Source organism: Xanthomonas sp. WHRI 7064, assembly GCF_040202355.2.
Lineage (GTDB): Bacteria > Pseudomonadota > Gammaproteobacteria > Xanthomonadales > Xanthomonadaceae > Xanthomonas > Xanthomonas arboricola.
Window position 1 is genome coordinate 4134893 of sequence record NZ_CP167821.1, and the last position, 21664, is coordinate 4156556.

At 64.2% G+C, this 21664-nt stretch carries 20 protein-coding genes; 10 read left to right on the forward strand and 10 right to left on the reverse strand.

The annotated features are described in order from the left end of the window. Positions 1–24: 24 nt before the first annotated feature. From ABQY74_RS17555 to ABQY74_RS17570, 4 genes are all read left to right on the forward strand, one after another. Positions 25–399 carry an EamA family transporter gene (locus ABQY74_RS17555; protein ID WP_039518732.1) on the forward strand — a complete coding sequence of 125 codons (375 nt, stop codon included), beginning with the start codon at positions 25–27 and terminating at the stop codon, positions 397–399. A gap of 127 nt (positions 400–526) precedes the next feature. Next, entirely contained in the window at positions 527–2041 is a 1515-nt protein-coding gene (locus ABQY74_RS17560) for a hypothetical protein (RefSeq protein WP_349792510.1), read from the forward strand. A gap of 58 nt (positions 2042–2099) precedes the next feature. Continuing rightward, positions 2100–3236, forward strand: coding sequence for a dTDP-4-amino-4,6-dideoxygalactose transaminase (gene rffA / locus ABQY74_RS17565; protein ID WP_104555171.1), 1137 nt, complete (start codon positions 2100–2102; stop codon positions 3234–3236). Between the two features lie 95 nt (positions 3237–3331). After that, a complete protein-coding gene (locus ABQY74_RS17570) occupies positions 3332–4249 on the forward strand; it encodes a hypothetical protein (protein WP_104555170.1) in 918 nt (305 codons plus the stop codon). Positions 4250–4307: 58 nt separating this feature from the next. Here the strand turns inward: ABQY74_RS17570 and ABQY74_RS17575 are convergent, their stop codons facing one another. Further along, positions 4308–5261, reverse strand: coding sequence for an oxygenase MpaB family protein (locus tag ABQY74_RS17575; protein WP_104555169.1), 954 nt, complete (start codon positions 5259–5261; stop codon positions 4308–4310). Positions 5262–5795: 534 nt separating this feature from the next. Here ABQY74_RS17575 and ABQY74_RS17580 point away from each other — a divergent pair. Beyond that, a complete protein-coding gene (locus ABQY74_RS17580) occupies positions 5796–6428 on the forward strand; it encodes a hypothetical protein (RefSeq protein WP_024940771.1) in 633 nt (210 codons plus the stop codon). 247 nt (positions 6429–6675) lie between these two features. Here the strand turns inward: ABQY74_RS17580 and ABQY74_RS17585 are convergent, their stop codons facing one another. The 4 genes from ABQY74_RS17585 to ABQY74_RS17600 all read right to left on the reverse strand — a co-directional run bounded on the left by ABQY74_RS17585 (position 6676) and on the right by ABQY74_RS17600 (position 10909). Continuing rightward, the gene (locus ABQY74_RS17585; protein WP_024940772.1) at positions 6676–8271 is read right to left on the reverse strand and encodes an APC family permease; all 1596 of its coding nucleotides are present in this window, start codon (positions 8269–8271) and stop codon (positions 6676–6678) included. Between the two features lie 162 nt (positions 8272–8433). Continuing rightward, entirely contained in the window at positions 8434–8805 is a 372-nt protein-coding gene (locus ABQY74_RS17590; protein WP_024940773.1) for a hypothetical protein, read from the reverse strand. Between the two features lie 35 nt (positions 8806–8840). Next, entirely contained in the window at positions 8841–9617 is a 777-nt protein-coding gene (locus ABQY74_RS17595) for a LytTR family DNA-binding domain-containing protein (RefSeq protein ID WP_039518725.1), read from the reverse strand. Next, positions 9614–10909, reverse strand: a complete 1296-nt coding sequence (locus tag ABQY74_RS17600) for a histidine kinase (RefSeq protein ID WP_349792514.1) — start codon at positions 10907–10909, stop codon at positions 9614–9616. Before ABQY74_RS17600 ends, ABQY74_RS17595 begins: the two co-directional genes overlap by 4 nt. Before the next feature lie 311 nt (positions 10910–11220). Here ABQY74_RS17600 and ABQY74_RS17605 point away from each other — a divergent pair, with 311 nt between their 5' ends. Further along, a complete protein-coding gene (locus ABQY74_RS17605) occupies positions 11221–12435 on the forward strand; it encodes an FAD-dependent oxidoreductase (RefSeq protein WP_024938470.1) in 1215 nt (404 codons plus the stop codon). Positions 12436–12458: 23 nt separating this feature from the next. Here ABQY74_RS17605 and ABQY74_RS17610 read toward each other — a convergent pair whose 3' ends face one another. Beyond that, positions 12459–12653 carry a hypothetical protein gene (locus tag ABQY74_RS17610; protein WP_039816086.1) on the reverse strand — a complete coding sequence of 65 codons (195 nt, stop codon included), beginning with the start codon at positions 12651–12653 and terminating at the stop codon, positions 12459–12461. A gap of 90 nt (positions 12654–12743) precedes the next feature. On the opposite strand from ABQY74_RS17610, the gene ABQY74_RS17615 reads away from it, so the two are divergent. From ABQY74_RS17615 to ABQY74_RS17625, 3 genes are all read left to right on the forward strand, one after another. Further along, positions 12744–13214 (forward strand): hypothetical protein, encoded by a 471-nt coding sequence (locus tag ABQY74_RS17615; protein WP_349792516.1) that lies wholly within the window; start codon positions 12744–12746, stop codon positions 13212–13214. Then, on the forward strand, positions 13195–13701 hold the full coding sequence (locus ABQY74_RS17620) for a ferritin-like domain-containing protein (RefSeq protein WP_016900918.1): 507 nt from the start codon (positions 13195–13197) through the stop codon (positions 13699–13701). Before ABQY74_RS17615 ends, ABQY74_RS17620 begins: the two co-directional genes overlap by 20 nt. Positions 13702–13835: 134 nt before the next feature. Further along, positions 13836–14735: a manganese catalase family protein gene (locus ABQY74_RS17625; RefSeq protein WP_024938472.1), complete on the forward strand. Its 900-nt coding sequence runs from the start codon at positions 13836–13838 to the stop codon at positions 14733–14735. Between the two features lie 260 nt (positions 14736–14995). Here the strand turns inward: ABQY74_RS17625 and ABQY74_RS17630 are convergent, their stop codons facing one another. Together ABQY74_RS17630 and ABQY74_RS17635 are read right to left on the reverse strand one after the other, a co-directional pair. Next, the gene (locus tag ABQY74_RS17630) at positions 14996–15568 is read right to left on the reverse strand and encodes a hypothetical protein (protein ID WP_104574617.1); all 573 of its coding nucleotides are present in this window, start codon (positions 15566–15568) and stop codon (positions 14996–14998) included. A 264-nt stretch (positions 15569–15832) separates the two neighbouring features. After that, positions 15833–19387 (reverse strand): CheR family methyltransferase, encoded by a 3555-nt coding sequence (locus ABQY74_RS17635; protein WP_349792518.1) that lies wholly within the window; start codon positions 19385–19387, stop codon positions 15833–15835. A gap of 207 nt (positions 19388–19594) precedes the next feature. Between ABQY74_RS17635 and ABQY74_RS17640 the strand changes: the two genes are divergently transcribed. Continuing rightward, complete coding sequence (locus ABQY74_RS17640) at positions 19595–19978, forward strand: response regulator (protein WP_039518715.1); 384 nt, start codon at positions 19595–19597, stop codon at positions 19976–19978. Here ABQY74_RS17640 and ABQY74_RS17645 read toward each other — a convergent pair. Both ABQY74_RS17645 and ABQY74_RS17650 read right to left on the reverse strand, forming a co-directional pair. Next, complete coding sequence (locus tag ABQY74_RS17645; protein WP_039525141.1) at positions 19972–20199, reverse strand: hypothetical protein; 228 nt, start codon at positions 20197–20199, stop codon at positions 19972–19974. The two genes, ABQY74_RS17640 and ABQY74_RS17645, sit on opposite strands and share 7 nt — an antisense overlap. Continuing rightward, positions 20199–21479 carry a sigma-54 dependent transcriptional regulator gene (locus ABQY74_RS17650; protein WP_016900924.1) on the reverse strand — a complete coding sequence of 427 codons (1281 nt, stop codon included), beginning with the start codon at positions 21477–21479 and terminating at the stop codon, positions 20199–20201. Before ABQY74_RS17650 ends, ABQY74_RS17645 begins: the two co-directional genes overlap by 1 nt. Between the last annotated feature and the right edge of the window lie 185 nt (positions 21480–21664).

Here is a 21664-nt window from a genome sequence, read left to right on the forward strand (position 1 = left end):
AACGCACCAGCTGAGCAATCACTGATGGCTCGTCCACTGGATTATCTTTATATCGTTGCCACCATTGTGTTCACGGTGTATGGGCAACTCATCTTGAAGTGGCGTATCGGCAAGTTGGGCGCACTGCCCACCGAAGCGCTGGCCAAGCTTAAATTCCTGGTGATGCTGCTACTGGATCCGGCAATCTTTTCCGGCTTTGCAGCCGCATTTCTGGCGTCGCTCGCCTGGATGGCGGCAATGACCCGCTTCGAACTCAGCCATGCATATCCCTTTATGAGCATGAACTTTGTCATCGTGGTATTGCTGAGCGCCTGGCTACTGTCCGAGCCATTGACCTGGCAACGACTGATCGGTGTCGGCTTGATCGTGGTAGGCACTGTGGTTGCTGCACGTGGCTGATTCATCGCTCGCGCATGGCTCACGCGTTCGTTGGACGCAAGCGAGCACGCTTGCATTTAGCGGCCTCCTGGTCTTTTTGCTATGCCTATGCTGGCCGCCGCGCTGGGAAACGAACGATGACGTAGGCATGTCCATGCTTGCGCACGGATATGGTATCGCGGCAAGCGGCAGCCCGAATATCGTCTTCTCCAATGTGGTCTGGGGTTATTTGGTACGCGCGCTACCTAGCATCGCGGGCGTTGATGGTTATTCGATCGCTACCCTGGGCGTTCTGGTACTGGTCGGCGCAGTCATTCTGCATGGACTCATGCGCCTCGGCAGTCACTGGCTGACCGCAATGGCTGCAGTACTGCTGCTGTTGGTGCGGCCGGTATTATTTCCGCAGTTCACTGTCAATGCGGGCCTACTTGCCGTCGCGGGATTGGTTTGTCTTGCCGTCCATGCGCGTCAGCGCAGTCTCTATGCTCTCTGGTGCGGTGTAGTGCTGTTGTTTTTCAGCTACCTGGTTCGTAGCCAGGAGTTGCTGCTGGTACTGGCGGTAGCGTTTCCTCTAGTCGGTTGGTTCATCCCGCAATCTTCGCGCGGTAGCCCCAGGTTGCTGCACCGTCGCAGGGCCCTGGCACGAATCGACACCCACTGGGTTGCGTTGGGTACGCTTGCGTTGTCAATGCTGATCGCCGGATGGCTGGATTGGCATGCATATCAGACTGTCGACTGGCAAGCTTTTCGTGAGCTCAATTTGAGCCGCGCTCCGTATACGGACTTTGGTGCGGCGCAGTCGCTACTACAGCGGCCGGAACTGCTTGCCCGGTACGGTTATTCCAGCAATGATCTTACCCTGATCTCGCGTTGGTTCTTTGTCGATCCGGCACTGGCCAATCCCGATGCGCTGACGTCCATGCTTGCCGACGCTGGATTTGTCCTTGTGCGCGATGGCGGCCTGCAATCTGGCTGGAAAGGACTACAAACCCTGCTGCACCCGGTCTTGTTGCCGCTGCTCATTCCCGCAGTGGTGTTGGCGTTACTCAGGCCAAACATGCGTGTCGGACTTGCCTGGCTCATGTGCATCGGCGCGCTGTTCGCTCTAGGGTTTATCGGTCGACCCGGCGTCATTCGCGTCTATGTGCCAGTACTTTCCCTGCTGTTGATCGCTCCGCTGCTGGCCCAGTCGACGTCGAACCGAGGCTCCCGCATCATCGCGGCCTTGCTTCTTACCGCGGCCGGAGTGGCCGCCGTCAATGCAGTCGCCGCATCACGAGCGACGCGCGAGCAAGACATGTTGATGCGTCAGAACCTGCGTGAGCTACCGCATGGATCGGTTGCCAGTTGGGGAAGCACCTTTCCGCTGGAGGCAGCCTATCCGGTGCTAGGCCAGGCTCCCGCAAGTCACAGTTATAGTCTCTATTCGCTAGGGGCCTTCACACTTGTTCCCAATTCTGTCGCTGCCAGCCAGACACGTGCGGGGCGCGGCCTGATAACCCAGTTCAAACAGCCAGTCGGGCTCACCTTGTTCGGCAATGACCAGCTATTCGATTTACTGGATGTCTATTGCCGGGAGCGCCTGCACGGAACACCACTGGTATTGCAGAACTGGCAATCAGCCAATCTCCACGCAACCAGGCGACGCTGCATCCAGCACTGAGCCGAGCACGTCGCTCATCCCGATCACAACCTATGTCTTCAACCTACGGATTCGCCGCATGACGACCGACACGATTCCCTTCAACTGGCCGCACATGACGGGGAAGGAGCTGTATTACATCGCAGAATCGCACTTCAATGGTCGGCTCGCCGGAGATGGTCCGTTCACCCGGCGCTGCCACGGATGGCTGGAAGCACGCACCGGTTACCGTGCACTTCTGACGCACTCCTGCACCGCAGCACTGGAGATCGCTGCCTTATTGCTGGATATCCAGCCGGGCGATGAGATCATCATGCCGTCGTACACATTTGTCTCGACCGCCAATGCGTTCGCGCTACGCGGCGGTGTGGCGGTGTTTGTGGACATTCGCGAAGACACCTTGAATCTGGACGAGACCCTGGTGGAGCAGGCGATCACCCCGCGTACGCGTGCCATCGTGCCGGTCCATTACGCCGGCGTCGCATGTGCAATGGACAGCATCCTGGACATTGCCGAACGACATGGGTTGCACGTCGTCGAGGATGCTGCGCAAGGCGTTATGGCGAGCTACAAAGGCAGCCCATTGGGTGCGCTTGGCCACATAGGCGCATACAGCTTTCATGAGACCAAAAACGTAATCTGCGGAGAAGGAGGAGCGCTGTTGGTACGTGATCCGGAGCTTGCGCAACGAGCCGAGGTCATTCGCGAAAAAGGTACAGATCGCAGCCGCTTCTTCCGGGGCGAGATCGATAAATACACCTGGCAAGAGCTGGGATCCTCGTTCCTGCCAGGTGAACTCACTGCGGCATTTCTATGGGCGCAATTGGAAGAAGCAGAACGCATCACCCAGGGAAGGTTGAAGACCTGGCAGCGCTATCATCAGGCCCTGCAACCACTCGAACAGACCGGCGCATTAAGACGTCCGATCATTCCGGACGACTGCCAGCACAACGCACATATGTATTACGTGCTTCTGGAGGATGGAAGTGAACGTCAGCGGGTTATGGAAACGCTCAAGGCGCAGGGTATCGGTTGCGTGTTCCACTATGTCCCGCTGCACACGTCTCCAGCAGGTCGACGCCATGGTCACGCGGCAGGCGACCTTCCGGTAACAGAGCGCCAGGCCGAACGGCTGCTGAGGCTTCCGCTATGGACGGGCCTGAGCGAAATGCAACAGGATCGTGTCATCGAAGCCTTGCAGCGCGCGTTGGCCTGAGCGTATCTGTAGCGTAGCTTGTGCCCGCCGGTTCTGCGGAACCGGTAAGGGTCCATGCGACATAACAAGTCATACCTCGACAGAGAAGTCGCTTCATGCCAGAACGCTGGAAAAAACTAGGCTTGGTCTTCGAGGCAAACGGACAACGCCCCTGGCTTGTTTCGCATGCTGCGGTACCGATTGCAGAGCGCATCGGAGCAGATCTTTATCGCATCTATTTCAGCAGCCGTGATCAACACAATCGCAGTGTGACCAGCTGGATAGTGATCGACATCCGCAGGCCGCAGGATGTGCTTGAGATCGCCTCGGAGCCGGTCCTGCTTCCCGGGCAATTGGGAGAATTCGACGACAGCGGTGCAATGGCAACCTGGCTCGCCGAGCAAGGCGAGCGTCGCTACCTGTATTACATAGGCTGGAACCTTGGCGTGACAGTGCCGTTCCGCAATGCGATCGGTCTGGCGATGTCTCCAGCTGAAAAAAACCTGTTTACTCGTTACCGCCCAGGTCCAATTGTCGATCGTTCGCCGGACGAGCCGCATTTTTGTGCGAGCTGCTGTGTGATTCCAGGGACGGATCTTTGGCGCATGTGGTACCTGTCCTGCACCGGTTGGGAGCTGCGCAATGGAAAGCCGGTGCATCGTTATCACATCAAATACGCCGAATCGCTAGATGGGATCCACTGGAACCGCGATGGCACGGTCGCCATCGATTTCGTCGACGCGCAGGAATATGCAATCTCCCGCCCATCTGTCATACAAGATCCGGATCGTTGGCGCATGTGGTACTCCTACCGTGGGCAAGCGTACCGTATTGGCTATGCCGAATCCGTGGATGGAGTGCGCTGGCAGCGGCTCGATGCACGCGCCGGTATTTCGCCGTCGGAAGCCGGATGGGACTCGGAGATGATCGAGTACCCATTCGTTTTCGACCACGATGGTCAGCGCTATATGCTCTATAACGGTAACGACTACGGCCGCAGCGGATTTGGCCTCGCCATGCTCGAACGCGACTAGTTCCCGTGCACTTTCCAGGCATGGTCGACAGCCGCGCGCTGCTTCCTGTCAGCAGTAGCTAGTCCGCCATCGTGCCACGCGTGGAATCAACGCCGACAGGCCACTCCAGCAACATCGTCTGCGGCAGCTGCATGCGGCGGCAGGCGCGTGCGGACAGCCCGTCGCGTAGCGCGATGCGGAACAAGGGCGACAGGCTGCGCAGCAGCCGCGCCGACGCATGTGCCTGTGCGCGCTGCGTGGTGGTGCGGCCGAGCATGTCGCTGGCCCAGCCCGGCAACAGGGCGGTACCGGCACCGAGGAACACCCCGCGCGACAGACCGGCCGCCGGCACCGGCAACTGGATGCTGGTGAGGATGTCGAGCACCTCGCGCGAGCGCGTGTCCATGCGCAATTGCCCGCGCACGGTGGCGAAATACGCATCGACCTGCGCCTCGCTGGCGGGCACATCGGTGGCGCCCAGCGCTTCGGCGACGCGGCGCGCTTCGTCGTAGTAACGATCGGCGATGTGCGCCGGCACGTCGCGGCAATAACGTCGGCAGCCCTGCAAAAAACCGTAGGCTTCGGTGACGTGCACCCAGGTCAGCAACTGCGGGTCGTTGGCGTCGTAAGGCACGCCGTCGGCGGTGTGGCCGTGGATATGCGAATGGATGCTGCGCACGCGGGCGATCAATTGCTCGGCTTCGGCGCGCGGAGCGTAGGTGGTGCCGGCGACGAAGTTTGTGGTGCGCCGCAACCGCCCGATCAAATCGGCGCGGAAGTTGGAATGGTCGTAGACCCCGGCCAGCGCGCGTGGATGCAGCAGTTGCAGCATCAATGCGCACAGTCCGCCGGACAACATGCCGGGGAATTCGGAATGCACGCGCCAGGTGACGCTGTCGGGCCCGAAGATGCCGGGATCCCCGAGTGGCTGGTCGTAGTCGATGGTGCTCTGGCCACGCGGAAACGCGCCCAGCACCCAGCGATGGATCTGCCTGGCGGCGGGAGCAGTGAGGGTACGCAGGACGGCTGACATGCGCGCAAGGATACCTAGGCGGCTGCAAGACCGCGTCGTGGTGCTGAGGGGCTGGGATTGGGGATCTGGGATTTGGGATTGGTGAAAGGCGGCGGCGTGTGCGCTGTTCGTCTCCATGCGCACCGACCGTCTCGACGGGTGCTTGCCCGCCTGTCGCGGGACCTTGCGCGGCATGCGTGCTTGCGCGGCGTTCACGCGATCTGTACACCGGACTGGGTCGCGCCGGTCGCAACCGCCACGGATGCAATCACGCAGGCGCGAGTGTGCAGTGCAACAAGAATGGCGGCGCACCGCAGCTGCAATCGCCCGGCAAACGCTGCAAAGCGCCTGAATACCGCGATTTGTGCGCCGGTGCGCAGGATTGGCTGGCCTTCGGCGCATAGCAGGCATTGCCAAGCACGGCGAAAGTGCTAGAACTAGGCCGTCCGCGCACCGGCCAGCATCACTGCCAGCCGCTGCCCGGTCGCTCCAGGGCACCGGCGCGTTGCCGGGTGCAGCAAGTCGTTCGTACCAGCCATCCGTCAGGAGCTTGTCATGATCGCTTTGTTCCAGGGTTTGGGCCTGCTATTGCAGGACAACGCACTCCATCGGCTCTCCTTCGACGAGCAGGTCGCGCACTGGCGCGAAAAGACCGACGAACAGCTCGACCAGGAGCTCAATCTGCTCAAGGTGGCCAAGAAACAGTGGGTGATCGCCTCGATCATCGGCTGGCAGGCGATCTCGCTGGTGCTGCTGGGCGTGATCACCCACCAGCTGTGGCAGAACGACTACCACCTCACCTTCAGCCGCGTGGTGATCATCTTTACCTCGTGGGCCTCGATCCTGTTCGTCATGTGGTACATCGCCGATCTGTTCGACCACAGCGCCGGTTTCGAACGCTGGCTGCGCGCCTTCAACAGCCGCGCACGGGTCACCCCGGATGCCGACTCGGTCGAATGCGTGGCCGATGCGCTGGACATGACACGCCGTTATCCGGAAGTGCTGCGCTACAAGCAGGAGGTCAGTTCCAGGCGCGAATTGCGCCACGAGGACATCGTCAACATGCGCGAGATGGGGCGGCTGCGTCGCTACACCGAATTGTTGCGTGATCTGGACCGCTTTGATGGTGCCCCGCGGCTGGTGGCCAATACCGCTCCCCACAGCGCGGCGGCGGGGACGCTGGCGTAGCGGTGTGGCGATGGATGCGGTGGTTGCCGCAAGGCATCGGCAGGGCCGCGCGTCGGGCGAAACGTCCTGATTGATGCGCCCGCTATCCGATCGCAACACGGCGTGCGCTGCCAGGCGGGGCCAATCGCTGCACTCCATCGCGTGCATGGCGACCAACAAAAAAACGGCCGGTGCAGTGCACCGGCCGTTCCTGTTTGCGACGCTCGGAGACAGGCGCCTGCTCGATACGTCATCAGCGATCAGGCGCTCACGCCTGCGCGACGGCCTTCTCCACCGACGGCGTACGCCAACCGCTGCGCACGCCCCAGATGTAGAACACCGCGCCGACTGCAGCCACTACCGCAAGATCGGTGCCGTAGCTGAGATAGCCATGGCCGCCGAAGTCGCTGCTGCCGGCCCAGGACAGCAGCGCGATCGTCGGCAGGTAGCAGATCATCCAGGCCGCGCCCTTGAGGTTGCGCCCAAGATCCGGCCAGCCCTGCTTGGCCTGGTAGTAGCAGTACACCGGCAGCGCCACGACCATCAGCAGGATGATCTCGCCGGTCAGCGGCCAGCGCGCCCAGTACAGCAGCTCGGTCGCCATCACGAAGGCCACGCCGGCCAGCACCGGCAGCGCGGCGATGCGCAGCGGGCGATGCAGCTCCGGCGCGTGCCGACGTAGCGCCATCGCGCTGATCGGGCCGGTGAGGTAGGAAATGATGGTCGCCACCGAGATCACCGCTGCCAGCGTGCCCCAGCCGCGGAAGAAGAACAGGAACACGAACGACACCGCCAGGTTGAAGAACATCGCCATGCGCGGCACGCCCCAGACCGGGTGCAGCTTGCCCAGCACCGAGGGCATGGTGCCGTTCTTTTCCATGCCGTAGACCATGCGCGCGGTGGTGGCGGTATAGGTGATGCCGGTACCGCTGGGGCTGACGAATGCATCGATGTACAGCAGCATCGCCAGCCAATGCAGGTTGACGATGATGGCCAGCTCGGCGAACGGCGAGCGGAAATCGATGCCGTGCCAACCGGCCTTGGCCAGCAGGTCCGGCGGTACCGCGCCGATATAGGCCACCTGCAGGATCACGTAGACCACCGTGGCCAGCGCGATCGAGCCCAGCACCGCGAACGGAATGCTGCGGCCCGGGTTGCGCGCTTCACCGGCCAGGTTCACCGGGCTCTGGAAGCCGTTGAAGCTGAAGACGATGCCGGCGGTGGCCACCGCGGTGAGCACCGCGGCCAGGTCGATCACGTGCGCATCGCCGTGGATGCCGACGCTGAAGTTTTCGCTGTGGAAGCCGCTGGCGATCAAGGCCACGCCGGTCGCCGCCGGCACCACCAGCTTGAACACGGTGATCAGCGTATTGGAGCGCGCGAACAGCTTGACGCTCCAGAAATTGAGGAAGAAATACACCAGCACCAGCACCGCCGAGATCAGCAGGCCGGGCACCGACAACTCCCCGGCCCCACCGGGTGCCTGCACATACAGTCCCTGCGCCCAGGCCCATGGCCAGGAGGCCATGTACTGCACCGAGGCCTCGGCCTCGACCGGGATCACCGACACGATCGCGATCCAGTTGGCCCAGCCGGCGATGAAGCCCACCAGCGAGCCGTGCGAGTAATGGCTGTAGCGCACCATGCCGCCGGACTCGGGGAACATCGCGCCCAGTTCCGCGTAGGACAGCGCGATGGTGGTGATGATCGCCGCACCCAGAATCCAGGCCCAGATCGCACCGGGGCCGGCCAGGCCGGCGGCGCGCCAGGCACCGAACAGCCAGCCGGAACCGATGATCGAGCCCAGGCCGGTGAGCATGAGGGCGAAGGGGCCAACGTCGCGGCGTAGCGATTGTTCGGACATGAGAAGCCTGGCAGTGAGGACGCCGTGAACCGGCAACAAGCCCGCAATGATCGCAGAAGCGGCCGCGGATCGTCAGTGCGTATTCAGGCTTGCGTCCGGTTGCAGCATGGCTTGCTACATAGTTGAAACATGTTTTCGCCGAGCCAGGACTGCAAGGCCCGCTCAGCCATGGCAGTCGGCGCTGGGCGCGCTGGTATCCACACAGGTATGCGCCTGACGCGGAATGCCGCGCAGTTCGCGCACCTGCCCCGGTGTCAGCGCAAAGCTGTCCAGCGTCCTGCGTGCGCAGGCCGGCGTGCCCGTGGTGTTGCCCGCAGCAGGCGCGGCGCAGTGTTCCTCGTACACCAGGTAATGGCAGCGACCGCTGCTGCTGGCCAGGCAATGCACATTGAGATCGGTGGCGGTGGCCAGGGTCTTGCTGAAGATCACGTCCTGGCCATTGCTGGTGGCGCGGGTGATGGAGGTGGTGCCGTTACGGTCGTGGCAACCGGCCAACGCAAGCAGGCAATACACGAGGGAGGCGATCAGGCGCATATCAGCAATCCTTTCAGTCGATGCGATCGGGGGAACTACATGCCGCGGAACAGGCTCATGAAGGGCTGGCTGACGGTGAGCGTTTCGCTGCGCCCGCGCAGCGCCAGGCGGCCCTTGCCGGTGTCCTCGCGCACCACCGAAGCGACCGCCTTCATGTTGACGATGGTGGAGCGGTGGATCTGCTTGAACACCTGCGGGTCCAGCACGTCGAGCAACTCGCGCAGCGGCGTGCGCAGGATCGCCTCGCCGGCGGCGGTCATCACCGTGGTGTATTTCTGGTCGGCCTGGAAATACGCCACCTCGTCCAGCGCGATCAGGCGCGTCTCGCGGCCGCTGCTGGCGGTGAGCCAGGCCAGTGGCGGCGCGACGCTGGGGGCAGCAGGGCGTGCGGACAGGCGCTTCAGCAAGGTCTCCAGCAGTTGGCCATCCGGCTGACCGGCGGCGGCGCGCTGCTGCACGCGCTGCCAGGTGGCCTGCAGGCGCTCGCGGCTGATCGGCTTGAGCAGGTAGTCCACCGCGCCGTGTTCGAACGCATCGATGGCGTACTGGTCGTAGGCAGTGACGAACACCACCTGGGTACGCGGGCTGACCTCGCGCAGCGCACCCGCCACCTCGATGCCGGTGAGCCCGGGCATGCGGATATCCAGAAACACCACATCCGGCTGCTGGGTGGCGATGGTCTCCAGCGCGCTGGCGCCGTCTTCGCATTCGCCCACCACCTGCAGCTGCGGGCACACCTCGGCCAGCAGCGCGAGCAGGGACTGCCGCAGCAACGCTTCGTCTTCGGCGATCACCGCACGCAGCGCGCTCATGCCTGCACCTGCGCGGTGGAGCTGTGCGCGCCGCGCAAGGGCGGCGGCATGCGTGTGGCGGTCATCTGCGCCGGCAGCGGCAGGCTGATGGTGGCGGCCACACCGCTGGGGAAATTGGACACGATGGCAAAGCTCGCCTTGCCGGCGTAGATCAACTGTAGCCGCTCGCGCAGGTTCTTCAGGCCGATGCCGGTGCCTTGGGTGTGGGTGCCGAAGCCCTGGCCATCGTCGGCCACGGTCAGCGTGGCGTGGTCGTCGACGCGACGCGCCAGGATCCATATCGTGCCGCCGCCGGGCTTGGGTTCCAGCCCGTGCTTGATCGCGTTCTCCACCAGGGTCTGCAGCATCATCGACGGCAGTTGCAGCGCGCGCAGCTCGTACGGCACCTCCACCTGCAGGGCCAGCCGCGTGCCCATGCGGATGCGCAGGATTTCCAGATAGGCCTGGGTGCGTTCGAGTTCCTCGCCCAGGGTGGAGATGGCCCCGTCGGCGCTGGGCAGCGAGCTGCGCAGGTACTGGATCAGGTGCCCGATCATGATCTCCGCGCGCGGCGGGTCGGTGCGTGCCAGCACCTGTGCGCTGGCCAGCGTGTTGTAGAGAAAGTGCGGCTCGACCTGGGCATGCAGCAGGTTCAGGCGGGCCACCGCCAGTTCCTTTTCCATCACCGATTGCTCGGCCGCGGCCTGCTCGTCGCGACGTTGCTCGCCGACCCGGCGCACCACCGCGCGATTGATCGCCTCGGCGTTCTCGTAATTGCTGCCTTCGTCCACCGCGAACAGGTCCACCCAGGCGCCGGCGTCGGGCTCGCACAGCACGGTGACGCTGCTGGTGCCCTGCCCCGGCGTGATCGTCACCAGTACCTGATTGCGCTTGATCGCAAAACGCGCGAACAGGTTCCAGCGCGAGGGCTGGCGTCCTTCGTAAGGGTCGATGCGGCGCACCTTGGCGCGGATCAGCAGGCTGCCGGGCGCGCATTCGATGTCCTGCACGCGCGGCAACGCGCGCACGGCCTCTTCGACCACAGCGAAGCTGGCCTGCACGTCCAGCGGCACCTCGATCTGGCGGCGCTGGCGGGTCGACAAGGTGTCGTGATCCAGCCGCCCGGCGATCAGGCGCACCCGCCGTACATGCGTGATCGCACTCATCAGGGCCAATGTCAGCAGCACCACGCAGATCAACCCGAAGAACGCGCCCGTGGAGCCGAACAACTGCGCCCACATGATCCCCGCCACCACCAATGCGGCGGCCCAGGCGAACACGATACGCACGATCAGGAAGACGCTGGCAGACACGGTGACGACTCGTTGGGTTGGGACGCGGCGAGCATAGCCGGCAAGCGATCGGGCGAAAGCCCCGGGCGACGAATGGCCGCCGGCGCGGCCTCAATTGCCCGGATCGCGGTGCGAAACCGGCCTAGTCGGCGGTGGCAGGCACAGATGCGCGCGGTATGCTCGGCGTGCGCGACCGGCGACTCTGCGGTGCCGGTCGCTGGCGCGCAGCGCAGGGCCTGGCGTTTACCGATACTGCACCGCGCGCGCTACGCGTGGCCGGCCGCGCGGGCACCGTTATCCCAATCACCTTCTCTACATCGCTCAGGAGCCGCATGCACCGTCGTCATTTCCTGCACAGCGCCGGTCTCGCGCTCGCGGCCGCTTCCAGCGGGAGCTGGGCCGCGACCGGCAAGGCGGCCGCTGCGCCGTCTTCGCCGCTACCCGCCATGCCGCCGGGCGCCTCGCCCGACCAGTTCGCCGCAGCGCCGCCGCTGGCGCCGATCCGTGCGGCGGTCGATCGCATCATCGCGATCAACGGCTGCACCCGTCCGTTCCGTGCACAAGGGCCGCGGATCGAGGCCGAGCGCATCGGCCGCAAGACGGTGGTGCACAACTACGGACATGGCGGCAGCGGGTGGTCGCTGTCGTGGGGCGCGGCCGAGCATGCGCTGCGGCTGGTGCGTGCCGCCGATGCGGATGCGCGCGAGCTGGCGGTGATCGGCTGCGGCGCGATCGGGCTGACCACCGCGCTGGTGGCGCAACGCGCGGGCCTGCGCGTGCGCATCTATGCGCGCGAGCGCCTGCCGGACGTGCGCTCGTTCTACGCCACCGGCGTGTGGTCGCCGGACTCACGCGTGTGCACCAGCGAACACGCCAGCGCGGATTTCAAAACCCGCTGGGAAGAGATGGCGCGCATCTCGTTTCGCCGCTACCAGACCCTGCTGGGCCTGCCGGGCGAGCCGATCGAATGGCGCGATGGCTATGCGTTGTCGGATGTGCCGTTCGATCAACCGAGCGCATCGGCCGAAGCGCATGAGCCGGACTACCCGCCACTGGAGCGCGACCTGCTCGACGATCTCGGCCCACGCTCGCAACCGGTTGCGCCCGGCAGTCATCCGTTTCCGGTGCCGTTCGTGCGCCGCTACAGCCAGCTCACCTTCAACCTCAGCGCCTATGCGCGCCTGCTGATGGACGACTTCCTGCAGGCCGGCGGCGAGCTGTACACGCGCAACTTCGAGCATCCGCGCCAGTTCGGCCAGCTGCGCGAGAAGATCCTGGTCAATGCCACCGGCTATGGCGCGCGCGCATTGCTTGGCGACGACAGCGTCATCCCGGTACGTGGGCAGACCGCACGCCTGATTCCGCAACCGGAAGTGACCTACGGGTTGGTCTGGCGCGGCCACAATCTCAATGTGGTGCCGCGTCGCGATGGTTTGCTGGTGCAGTCGCAAGGTGCCCACGATTTCAACAACCCCGATGCCACGCCGGATCACGCCGCGTCCGCAGCAGCGGTCCGCGAGCTGGCACGCTTGTTTCCTGCGCGCTGAATCGGTTTTCCCGCGCGTTGCGCTCAGGACTCGCCAAGCGAGGCCTGCAGCGCGCGGGCCAGTGCGGCATCGCCGCTGACCAGCTCGTCCCACCGCAAGGCCACGCCTTTGCGTCGGCCTTTTTCGACTAGCTTCAGGCCCTGCGGGTCGATGATCAAGGTATAGGCCTGCTCGCCGATCTGTAGCTCACGGCGTAACGGTTTGTCCAACGGCGTCATGGCAACTCCAGGGGCAAGAACGAGCCATCGGTTGTAGCGCATCAGCCTGCAACGGCGTGCATTCCCCGTCGTGCATGCCGCGCGGTGCCGATGCAATCGCTGCGCGTCCGTATCGACATCCGCGCAATGGCATCGACATCGGCACAGGCGCACCGGTGCCGCATGCAAGGCCGCGGTGTGCCTTGTGCGCACGCATCTCGAGGAGCCGGCATCAACCTCGGTCGCTTGCAGTGCAATGGCCACGGCTCGGCGCTGGCGAATCAAGTACATGCGCATCATCACCGCGCCACTCACGGCACAGGTCGTTATCGCCTCGGCATCACCGCATCCACCGATCGCGCTAACACGCCGACGATTAGCGTAGCGACCATGCGAGACAGCGTGAGCAAGCACGACAACAACGCTGCATTGCAGGCTTGGCGTGAGGCCAGGCAATGCGATGCCGAAGTGATGACGCAACTGGCTCGCACGCAATTGAAGGCAAGACGCACACACGCTGCACCGCACTGTTTATCCACCTATCCATCCAAAGGAGCCGCCCATGGCGATCAAGACAATTGAAGAGCTTTTCGTCCACGAGCTGTCGGACATCTACAGCGCAGAAAAGCAGTTGACAAAATCGCTGCCGCGTCTGGCACGTGCGGCCACCGAACCCAAGCTGGTGGAAGCGTTCAAGCTGCACCTGGAAGAAACCCAGGGCCAGATCGAACGCATCGACCAGATCGTCGAACTGCTTGGCATCAAGCTCAAGCGCATCAAATGTGCTGCGATGGAAGGCTTGGTCGAGGAAAGCCGCGAGGTGATCGACGAGATCGAAGAAGGTCCGGTACGCGATGCGGCACTGATCGGCGGCGCACAGAAGGTGGAGCATTACGAGATCGCCTCGTACGGCACCATCGCTGCGATTGCAAAGCAGCTCGGCTACACCGATGCGGTGAGCTTGCTGCTGTCGACGCTGGAAGAAGAAAAGGCCACCGATGAAAAGCTGACCCTGCTCGCCGAGCAAGGCGGCAATCAAAAGGCATCCAAGGCCAGCAAAGCGGCCTGATGCATCGCGCGGGCGGCGCTGCCGCCTGCGTGTGTCCGCATCCCGCGGGCAACCCCCACCCGTAGCCAGCCTCAGGTTTCTGCGCGCATGCCGCGTTGCAGTTGTCGCCGGGCGCCAGCCAGGAAATACGATCCATGTTTATGCATAACAAGCGTCTGATGTACACCGTTCGCGTTGCCGAACCCAATCCGGATCTGGCCACGTTGATGCTCGAGCAGTTCGGCGGACCGCAGGGCGAACTTGCTGCAGCAATGCAGTATTTCACCCAGGCATTGGGCGAAGACGATCCGGGCCGCAAGGATCTGTTGTTCGATATCGCCACCGAAGAACTGAGCCACCTGGAAATCATCGGCTCGATCATTGCCATGCTCAACAAGGGCCCGAAGGCCGTGTTGTCCGAAGGCATGGAAGAGGCGATGGAGATGCGCTCCATGACCCAGAACAGCACCAGCCACACCCAGCAGATCCTGTACGGTGGTGGCCCGGCGCTGGTCAACTCCAGTGGCGTGCCGTGGACATCGGCCTATGTCGATTCGATCGGTTGCCCGACCTCGGACATGCGCTCCAACATCGCTGCCGAAGCACGCGCCAAGCTGGTCTATGAGCGCCTGATCACCGTCACCGATGATCCGGGCATCGTGGATGCGCTGCGCTTCCTGATGACGCGCGAAGTGGCGCACCAGAAGTCGTTCGAGAAGGCGTTGTACTCGATCGAGCCGAACTTCCCGCCGGGCAAGCTGCCGGGCGACCCACGCTTTACCGACATCTACTACAACATGTCGCAGGGCGAAGGCGATACGGTCGGCCCGTGGAATGCCGGCGAGCAGTGGGACGTGGTGGCAGACCGTGAGCTGCAGTCCGCAGTCGACGGTGGCGATGGTTCGGCAACGGTTGCGCTGGATGCGACCCAGACCGAGGCATTGGATGCAATGTCGCTGCGCCTGCTGTCCAATCCAGAACTGGATCGGGTGACCGGTGCAGACCTGGGCGCAGGCCCGGGTGCCGGCTCCACCACCGGCGATATCCAACGCTGATCTTCAGCGCTAGCAGTTGCCGAGACTGGCCCGGGTCGTTCGCGACCCGGGCTTTTTAATGCGCACCCTACTGTGGGCAGCAGGCTGCATGCAGTTGGTCGTCTTGCGGTGGCTATCGTGACAACGTCTGAGTGTGGTCTGCGACGCCCGTGCAACACGGGTGGCTCATACAAGATGCCGAGGAATGCGCAAGGTTACCGGACGGCTGAAAAGAAAAGAGGCCCGACGGGCCTCCTGGTGTCACTGCGTGCCCACGCCTCTCACACCGGCGCGGCCTGCTGGGCATGCGCTTCGCTGGCCCACTCCGGCCGCACGCCTGCCGCAGTGGCGCAACGCTCCAGCCGCCATGGCAGTAGATGACGCATGGCCTCCTCGCCACTGACCTGTAGCCATTGCGTGGCATCGCCTTCGACGCATAACGGGCGCTGTGTCGGCAGGCTGGTCGAGGAAGCGACCAGTAACGAGAACCCCATCTGCAGGCGGCCACCGATATCCATGACATTGCGCAGGCCCGCGGCGTACAGCGCGCCACCGTCCTGACTCAACCAGGTCGCCGACGTGGCGCCATCAGCCGATGCGGCGCAGACAAAGCCACACAGCGGGATCAGGCAGCGCTGGGTTTCCCAGATGGCGAGGTCCACGCGCCCCAGCCACTCCGGCTCCTGGGTATTGATCGAGCGCTGCTGTCCCGGAGCACGTCGACCGAAGGTTGCACGCTCCTCGCGTTTGCCGCCACGGTCGGCAACCAGAATGTCGGCATCGGCACCGACACCGATCTCGACCCAGGCATTGCTCGCAACGCGGCCCGACAACTGAAGAATGCGCGTAATCATGTTTACTCCACTGTGCATCTTGATGACAGCAGGAGCTACGCACAATACGCGCCAAGTTTTTGGGATGCCGCGCAACGATGCACTGCAATGGTCTTGCATGACGGCCGTGGCATCGGCACCGTCGCGAGGTGCGAATCCGTCGCAACATCTGCACGCACGCGCAGGATTTTCCGTGAGGGGCGCGTCGGGATGCTCAGCATTTCGCACATCGGCATGGCAGCGCCCGCCAGAGTGCGCACGGACTGCACGCGCGCGTGCAGGTGTCTAGCGGTCGTGCAGCGAGGTCAACGGCAACTGGATCTCGCATTCCAGGCGTGTATCGCTGAGCTCGTAACGCGTCTGTGCGCCATGGCTGTACGGCAGCGCCTTTTCGATCAGACGGCGGCCGAATCCGCCGGCCTGGTCGCGGTCGTCGCGTCGCTGCTGGCTGGCGCCTTCTTCGATCCACGACAGCACCAGACGCGCGGAGGCGTCGTTGGCGGACACCACGTCCCAGCGCACCGACAGCGTACCGGTCTCCACCGCCAGCGCCCCGTACTTGAGCGCATTGGTTGCCAGTTCGTGCAGCGCCAGCGCCAGCGTCTGCACGGTGGACTTGCGCAGCGCCACGTCCGGGCCTTCCACCACGATGCGCTGTTGGTCGGGCTCGGCACCGAGCGCATCCAGCTCCATCCGCAGCAGCGCACCGATGGTGGTGGGTACGTTGTCCGACTGCGACAACAGCCCTTGCACACGCGACAACGCAGAGAGCCGGTCGTCGAACCTGCCGGCGAATTCCGGCATGCTGTGGCTGGTCTGGACGGTCTGCTTGGCAACCGACTGCACCACGGTGATCAGGTTGCGGGTGCGGTGCTGCAATTCGCTGACCAGCACGCGCTGCTCGTCCTGCAGGCGGCGCAGATTGTCTGATTCGGTCGAGGTTCCCAGCCATTCCAGCACCTGGCCGCGCTCGTCCAGCACCGGCGCACTGCGCGTATGGAACCAGCGGTAGCCGTCTTCAGCTGCGTTGAACAGGCGATGCTCCACATCCAGCCCGCCGGTACGCGTACTGTCGTGCCAGGCATTCAGTGTCAGCTCGCGCTCGTCCGGGTGCACCGCCTGCAGCCAGCCCAGTTCCAGGCTCTCGCCATCGCGTTGGCCGGTGTAGCTGGACCATTGCGGGCTGGACCAGGTCCAGCGGCCGCCATCGAGCGAGCGCCACACCAGTTGCGGAATGCCTTCCATCAAGGTGCGCAGGCGCTGCTCGCTGCTGCGCAACGCGCGCTCGGCGCGCGTCAGCGGAGTGACGTCCATGAAGGTCAACACTGCACCGCCGATGAAGTTGTTGACCGTGCGGTACGGCAGCACGCGCACCATGTAGCGCGCACGGGTGGCGGGGTTTTCCACCTCGCGGTCCAGCACCGCCAGCGTGCGGATCACCCGGCGCACGTCGTCCTGCAGCTCGTCGTAGGCCACGTGCAGCTTGATGTTGCTGATCGGCCGGTGGATGTCGCTTTCCACCAGCGGCAGGATGTCGGTGACCGCGGGAGTGAAGTTGGTGACGCGCAGCTCGTTGTCCAGGAACACGGTGGCGATCTGGGTGCTTTCCAGCAGGTTCTTCAGGTCGCTGTTGGCATGCGCAAGTTCCTGCACGCGGTGAGCCAGCTCGCCATTGACCGTGGTGACCTCCTCGTTGACCGACTGCAGTTCTTCCTTGGAGGTTTCCAGCTCTTCGTTGGCGCTCTGCAGTTCTTCGTTGAGCGACTGGTACTCCTCGTTGGAGGACTTGAGCTCCTCGTTGGTGCTCTCCAGCTCCTCGATCATCGACTGCAGCCGCTCGCGGGTCATGCGCAGCTCGTTCTCCAGCGCCTGCACGTGCGCATTGTCGGACACGGTATCTTTCGGCGGCGCCAGCTCGGCCAGTTCACGCGCTTCCACTTCCTGGAACAACACCACATAGCCGCGCGGCACGTCCGAATCGGAGGTCGGCTCCACGAACAGGTCCACCGCCAGGGTCGCCGCGTCCTCGTGCATCTGGATGCCCCTGGCCTGCACCGGCGTCATGTCCGCTTCGGCACGGCTGAGCGCGCTGCGCAACTCCAGGCGCAGGTCGCGGTGAACCAGGTTGAGCAGGTTGAGGCTGGGCGCGCCGCCGCCGGGACGGATGAAACGCCCGGCCTGCGAGGAGAAATGCAGCACGTCGAAATGCTCGTCCAGCACCGCATAGGCCGGGGCATAGCGATCGGCGATGCGCTCGCCGGCGCGCACCAGCGCATTGCTGACACTGCGCTGCTGGCGGTTGGCCGCCGGTGCATGGCCGTCGAGTCCGAGCGAAGACGACGGGAAGGTCGCATGCATGCGGCTGTCGGCATCGATCTTCTGGAACACGCGGAAGCTGCGCTCCACCGGTGCGAACAACTTTGCATGCCGCGAGACGTTTTCGGCGTTGCCCAGGAACAGATAGCCGCCGGGTTTGAGGGCGAAGTGAAACACCGGGATCACCCGGTTCTGCAGCTCGGCATCCAGGTAGATCAGCAGATTGCGGCACGACACCAGATCCAGCCGCGAGAACGGCGGGTCCTTGACGATGCTGTGCTGCGAGAACACGCATAGCTCGCGCAGCTGCTTGCTCACCACATAGGTATCGCCCTCCTTGACGAACCAGCGCTGCAGGCGCTCCGGCCCCACGTCGGCGACGATGCTGGACGAATAACGCCCCACCCGTGCGATGGCCAACGCCCGCCCGTCGATGTCGCTGGCGAAGATCTGGATGCGTGGCGCCACGTCCAGCGTCTGCGCGTGCTCGCGCAACAGCATCGCCAACGAATAGGCCTCTTCGCCGGTGGAGCAGCCCAGCACCCACACCCGCAGGTGATCGCCCGGCTGCTTGCCCTGGAACAGGCGCGGAATCACCTGCTGCTCCAGAAACTCGAACTCGCGGCGGTCGCGGAAGAACTGGGTCACGCCGATCAGCAGATCGTTGAACAGCAGCAGCGGTTCGTCGAAGCGGCTGCGCAGCTGCTCCAGATACTGCTCCAGCGTGTCCACCTGCACCACCTGCATGCGTCGCTGCACGCGGCGCAGGAAGGTGGCGCGCTTGTAGCCGTGGAAATCGTGGCCGGTGGCGTTGCGCAGGATGCTGGCGACCTGGCTGAGCTGATCGTTCTCGCTGCCGTTGCGCACGCCCACCGGTGCCGGATGACCGAAGCGATGGTGGCGTTGCATATGCGCCGCGATGCGTGCGGCCACGCGCGGCAGCGGCAGGATGTCGTCGCTGATGGCGGCCGGGTTGCCGGCACTGCGCAGATCCATGCCATGTAACGACGGGTCGTCCACCGCCAGCGCCAGACCGCCGCATTCCTTGATGGCGGCGGTGCCCAGGGTGCCGTCGCCATCGAAGCGGCCCATGATCAGGCCGATCACGTTGCCGTCCTGGTCGTGCGCCATCGAAACGAAGAAACTGTCGATCAAGCCGTGATCGCTGGCCTCCTCCAGGGGGCGCAGCCGCAGCCGGCCTTCTTCCAGGGTCACCAGGGTCTGGCTGGGCGGCAGGTAAATGCGCCCGGGATGCAGCGCATCGCCATCCTCGGGCGCCAGCAGCAGGCTGGATTGCGGGCCGAGCAACTCGCGCAGGCGCGGCTCGTCCAGCAGATGACGATCGCGCAGCAACAGCATGATGACCAGATTGGGCGCGCCGGTGACCGCGTCGAGCAGTTCGGCCAGGCGGGTGGCATCCAGACCATCGGCACCGACACCGAGAATGAATAACGGCGGTGGCGCCACGGCCTCGTGCGCAGGAGGCGCTGCGGTGTCGTCGCAGGAAGTGTCGTCGTCAGTCATTGCAGCCATCGCATCAATCGCGCCGGGTGTGGGCGCAATCGTCAATGATGGCGCAAACCTGCCTCTACTGCTACGCGACGTCTGAGCGATACAGCTGCCTTGCACAGACCGGTACTGGAAGCGCCTGCTTACGCGCGGCGTTAACCGACGCGACGCGCACTATGGCTTGCGCGTCGCCAGACAGCGCCACCGCTTTAGGAGTTCGCCATGCTGGACAATCCACTCAACGGCCGCCGCATCCTCGTGGTCGAGGACGACTACCTGCTGGCCGAATCGCTCAACGATCTGTTGGTGGAGGCCGGCGTCTATGTGCTTGGACCGGTGGGCAATGTGCCGGAGGCGCTGTCGCTGGTGACCTCCGGGCAGACCATCGATGGCGCATTGCTCGACGTCAATGTGCGTGGTCAACCGGTGTTTCCGGTTGCCGACGCACTGCTGGAGCGCGGCGTGCCATTTTCGTTCTGCTCCGGCTACGACCGCTACACGCTACCGCCGCGGTTTGCGCATCTGTCGTACTGCATGAAGCCGTACAACCCGCGCACCATCACCGCCCTGCTCAGCAACCAGACCCAGCCTGCCGAGCATTACTGATCGGCGCTGTCGCTGGACACCCCATCGTCCTGGCGCAGGGCGCGCTCTTCTTCGCCCAGTTGATTGAGCAACTCCACCGCCGATTGATGGGTAGTGCGCAAGGTCTCCATGGGCTTGGAAGTCTCATTGCGTAACGCATACAACGCAAAGCCCATCACATTGAGGCGATTGCGCAGCTGATGCAGCAGCTCGCGCCGCCGCCCCTGGGATGCATCGCCCACTACGCGTCCTTGTCGCTGAGCCGGTTGTGCAAGGTGCGCACGCTGATCCCCAACTCGCGCGCCGCCGCCTTCTTATTGAAGCGCGTGCGCGCCAAGGCCGCCTCGATCATGGCGTCTTCGGCCTGGCGCATGGTCCACCCTGCCGGAATCAGCAAGCCGTCTTCGTCGGCCTGCGGCACGGTCTGCACCACGTCCGGCGCGCTCAGCAGATCGCCGTCCGCGCGCAGGTACAGATAGCGGATGAACGAGCGCAGCTCGCGCACGTTACCCGGCCAGGTGTGGTACGCCAGATAGCGCAGCAACGACTTGGTCGGCAGCTTGCGGGTGCCGTACTTGACGTTGAGCTCATCGATCACGCGCAGGCCCAGCAGACGCGCATCGCCGCGACGCTCGCGCAGCGGCGGCACCTGGATCGGGTACTCGTTGAGCCGGTAAAACAGATCCTCGCGCAGCACACCGTGCTCGCGTTGCACATGCTGGTGGGTTGCCGCGACCACGCGCGCGTCCAGCGGGATCTCCTCGCTACCACCCACGCGCATGAAGCTGCGCGACTCGATCGCGCGCAGCAGGTAGACCTGCAGCCGGGTCGGCATCTCGCCGATCTCATCCAGGAACAGCGTGCCATCGGCGGCCTGCTCCAGGAATCCGGCATGCCGACGATCGGCGCCGGTGAAGCTGCCGCGCTCGTGGCCGAACAACTGGCTGGCCAGCAGTTCCTCGGGAATCGCCCCGCAGTTGACCGGCACGAAGCGACCACGCCGGCCGGAAACCCGATGGATCGCGCGCGCGACCAGATCCTTGCCGGTGCCGGTCTCGCCGGTCACCAGCACATTCAGATCGGTCGGCGCCACGCGCACGATGTCCTTGCGCAACAGCACGATGCTGTCGCTGTTGCCGATGATGCCCAGGTTGCCCTGCTGCGCTTCGCGCAGGCCGCCGAGCACGCGTTCCAGCCGTTCGGGCGCAAACGGCTTGGTGAGGAACTCGCTGACGCCGAACTGCTGCGCGCGGCCCTGGGTTTCGTAGGCGTAATCGCCCGAGACCACCACGATCTGCGGCGTGTGATCCGGGTCGAGCCGTTCGATGAGATCGAAACCGCTGCCGTCGGGCAGGCCAACGTCCACCACCAACAGGTCGGGGAAGTTGCTGTCCAGCCAACGGCTGGCTTCGCCAAGGGTGTGGATGCCCTTGGCACGGAAGCCGCTATCGGTGGCTAACTCAACCACCTGATCGCAGAACTCCACGTCGTCGTCGATGATGGCGCAGGAAAGACGGTCCATGGGCGCTTCTGTCCGCAATGACTAGTACATGTTCAGTTGAGAATTGTGACGGCGGCGCGAAAAACACGCCTGCACGTCACCACGAGATGGCACATCGTTGTCACGGCCGTCCGGCCGCGTGGGTGCTCGCTCCCCCAAGTCGAGCTCGCCGTAAAAGTTTGACCGAAGTACGCACGGCAATGCCG

Excerpts from the sequence above, each read along its gene's own strand:
- ABQY74_RS17630 (WP_104574617.1), bottom strand. The coding sequence starts at position 15,568 with ATGATTACGCGCATTCTTCAGTTGTCGGGCCGCGTTGCGAGCAATGCC.
- ABQY74_RS17610 (WP_039816086.1), bottom strand. The coding sequence starts at position 12,653 with ATGACGCCGTTGGACAAACCGTTACGCCGTGAGCTACAGATCGGCGAG.
- ABQY74_RS17640 (WP_039518715.1), top strand. The coding sequence starts at position 19,595 with ATGCTGGACAATCCACTCAACGGCCGCCGCATCCTCGTGGTCGAGGAC.
- rffA (WP_104555171.1), top strand. The coding sequence starts at position 2,100 with ATGACGACCGACACGATTCCCTTCAACTGGCCGCACATGACGGGGAAG.
- ABQY74_RS17580 (WP_024940771.1), top strand. The coding sequence starts at position 5,796 with ATGATCGCTTTGTTCCAGGGTTTGGGCCTGCTATTGCAGGACAACGCA.
- ABQY74_RS17570 (WP_104555170.1), top strand. The coding sequence starts at position 3,332 with ATGCCAGAACGCTGGAAAAAACTAGGCTTGGTCTTCGAGGCAAACGGA.
- ABQY74_RS17625 (WP_024938472.1), top strand. The coding sequence starts at position 13,836 with ATGTTTATGCATAACAAGCGTCTGATGTACACCGTTCGCGTTGCCGAA.
- ABQY74_RS17585 (WP_024940772.1), bottom strand. The coding sequence starts at position 8,271 with ATGTCCGAACAATCGCTACGCCGCGACGTTGGCCCCTTCGCCCTCATG.
- ABQY74_RS17590 (WP_024940773.1), bottom strand. The coding sequence starts at position 8,805 with ATGCGCCTGATCGCCTCCCTCGTGTATTGCCTGCTTGCGTTGGCCGGT.
- ABQY74_RS17555 (WP_039518732.1), top strand. The coding sequence starts at position 25 with ATGGCTCGTCCACTGGATTATCTTTATATCGTTGCCACCATTGTGTTC.
- ABQY74_RS17635 (WP_349792518.1), bottom strand. The coding sequence starts at position 19,387 with ATGACTGACGACGACACTTCCTGCGACGACACCGCAGCGCCTCCTGCG.
- ABQY74_RS17620 (WP_016900918.1), top strand. The coding sequence starts at position 13,195 with ATGGCGATCAAGACAATTGAAGAGCTTTTCGTCCACGAGCTGTCGGAC.
- ABQY74_RS17595 (WP_039518725.1), bottom strand. The coding sequence starts at position 9,617 with ATGAGCGCGCTGCGTGCGGTGATCGCCGAAGACGAAGCGTTGCTGCGG.
- ABQY74_RS17575 (WP_104555169.1), bottom strand. The coding sequence starts at position 5,261 with ATGTCAGCCGTCCTGCGTACCCTCACTGCTCCCGCCGCCAGGCAGATC.
- ABQY74_RS17615 (WP_349792516.1), top strand. The coding sequence starts at position 12,744 with ATGCAATCGCTGCGCGTCCGTATCGACATCCGCGCAATGGCATCGACA.
- ABQY74_RS17560 (WP_349792510.1), top strand. The coding sequence starts at position 527 with ATGTCCATGCTTGCGCACGGATATGGTATCGCGGCAAGCGGCAGCCCG.
- ABQY74_RS17650 (WP_016900924.1), bottom strand. The coding sequence starts at position 21,479 with ATGGACCGTCTTTCCTGCGCCATCATCGACGACGACGTGGAGTTCTGC.
- ABQY74_RS17605 (WP_024938470.1), top strand. The coding sequence starts at position 11,221 with ATGCACCGTCGTCATTTCCTGCACAGCGCCGGTCTCGCGCTCGCGGCC.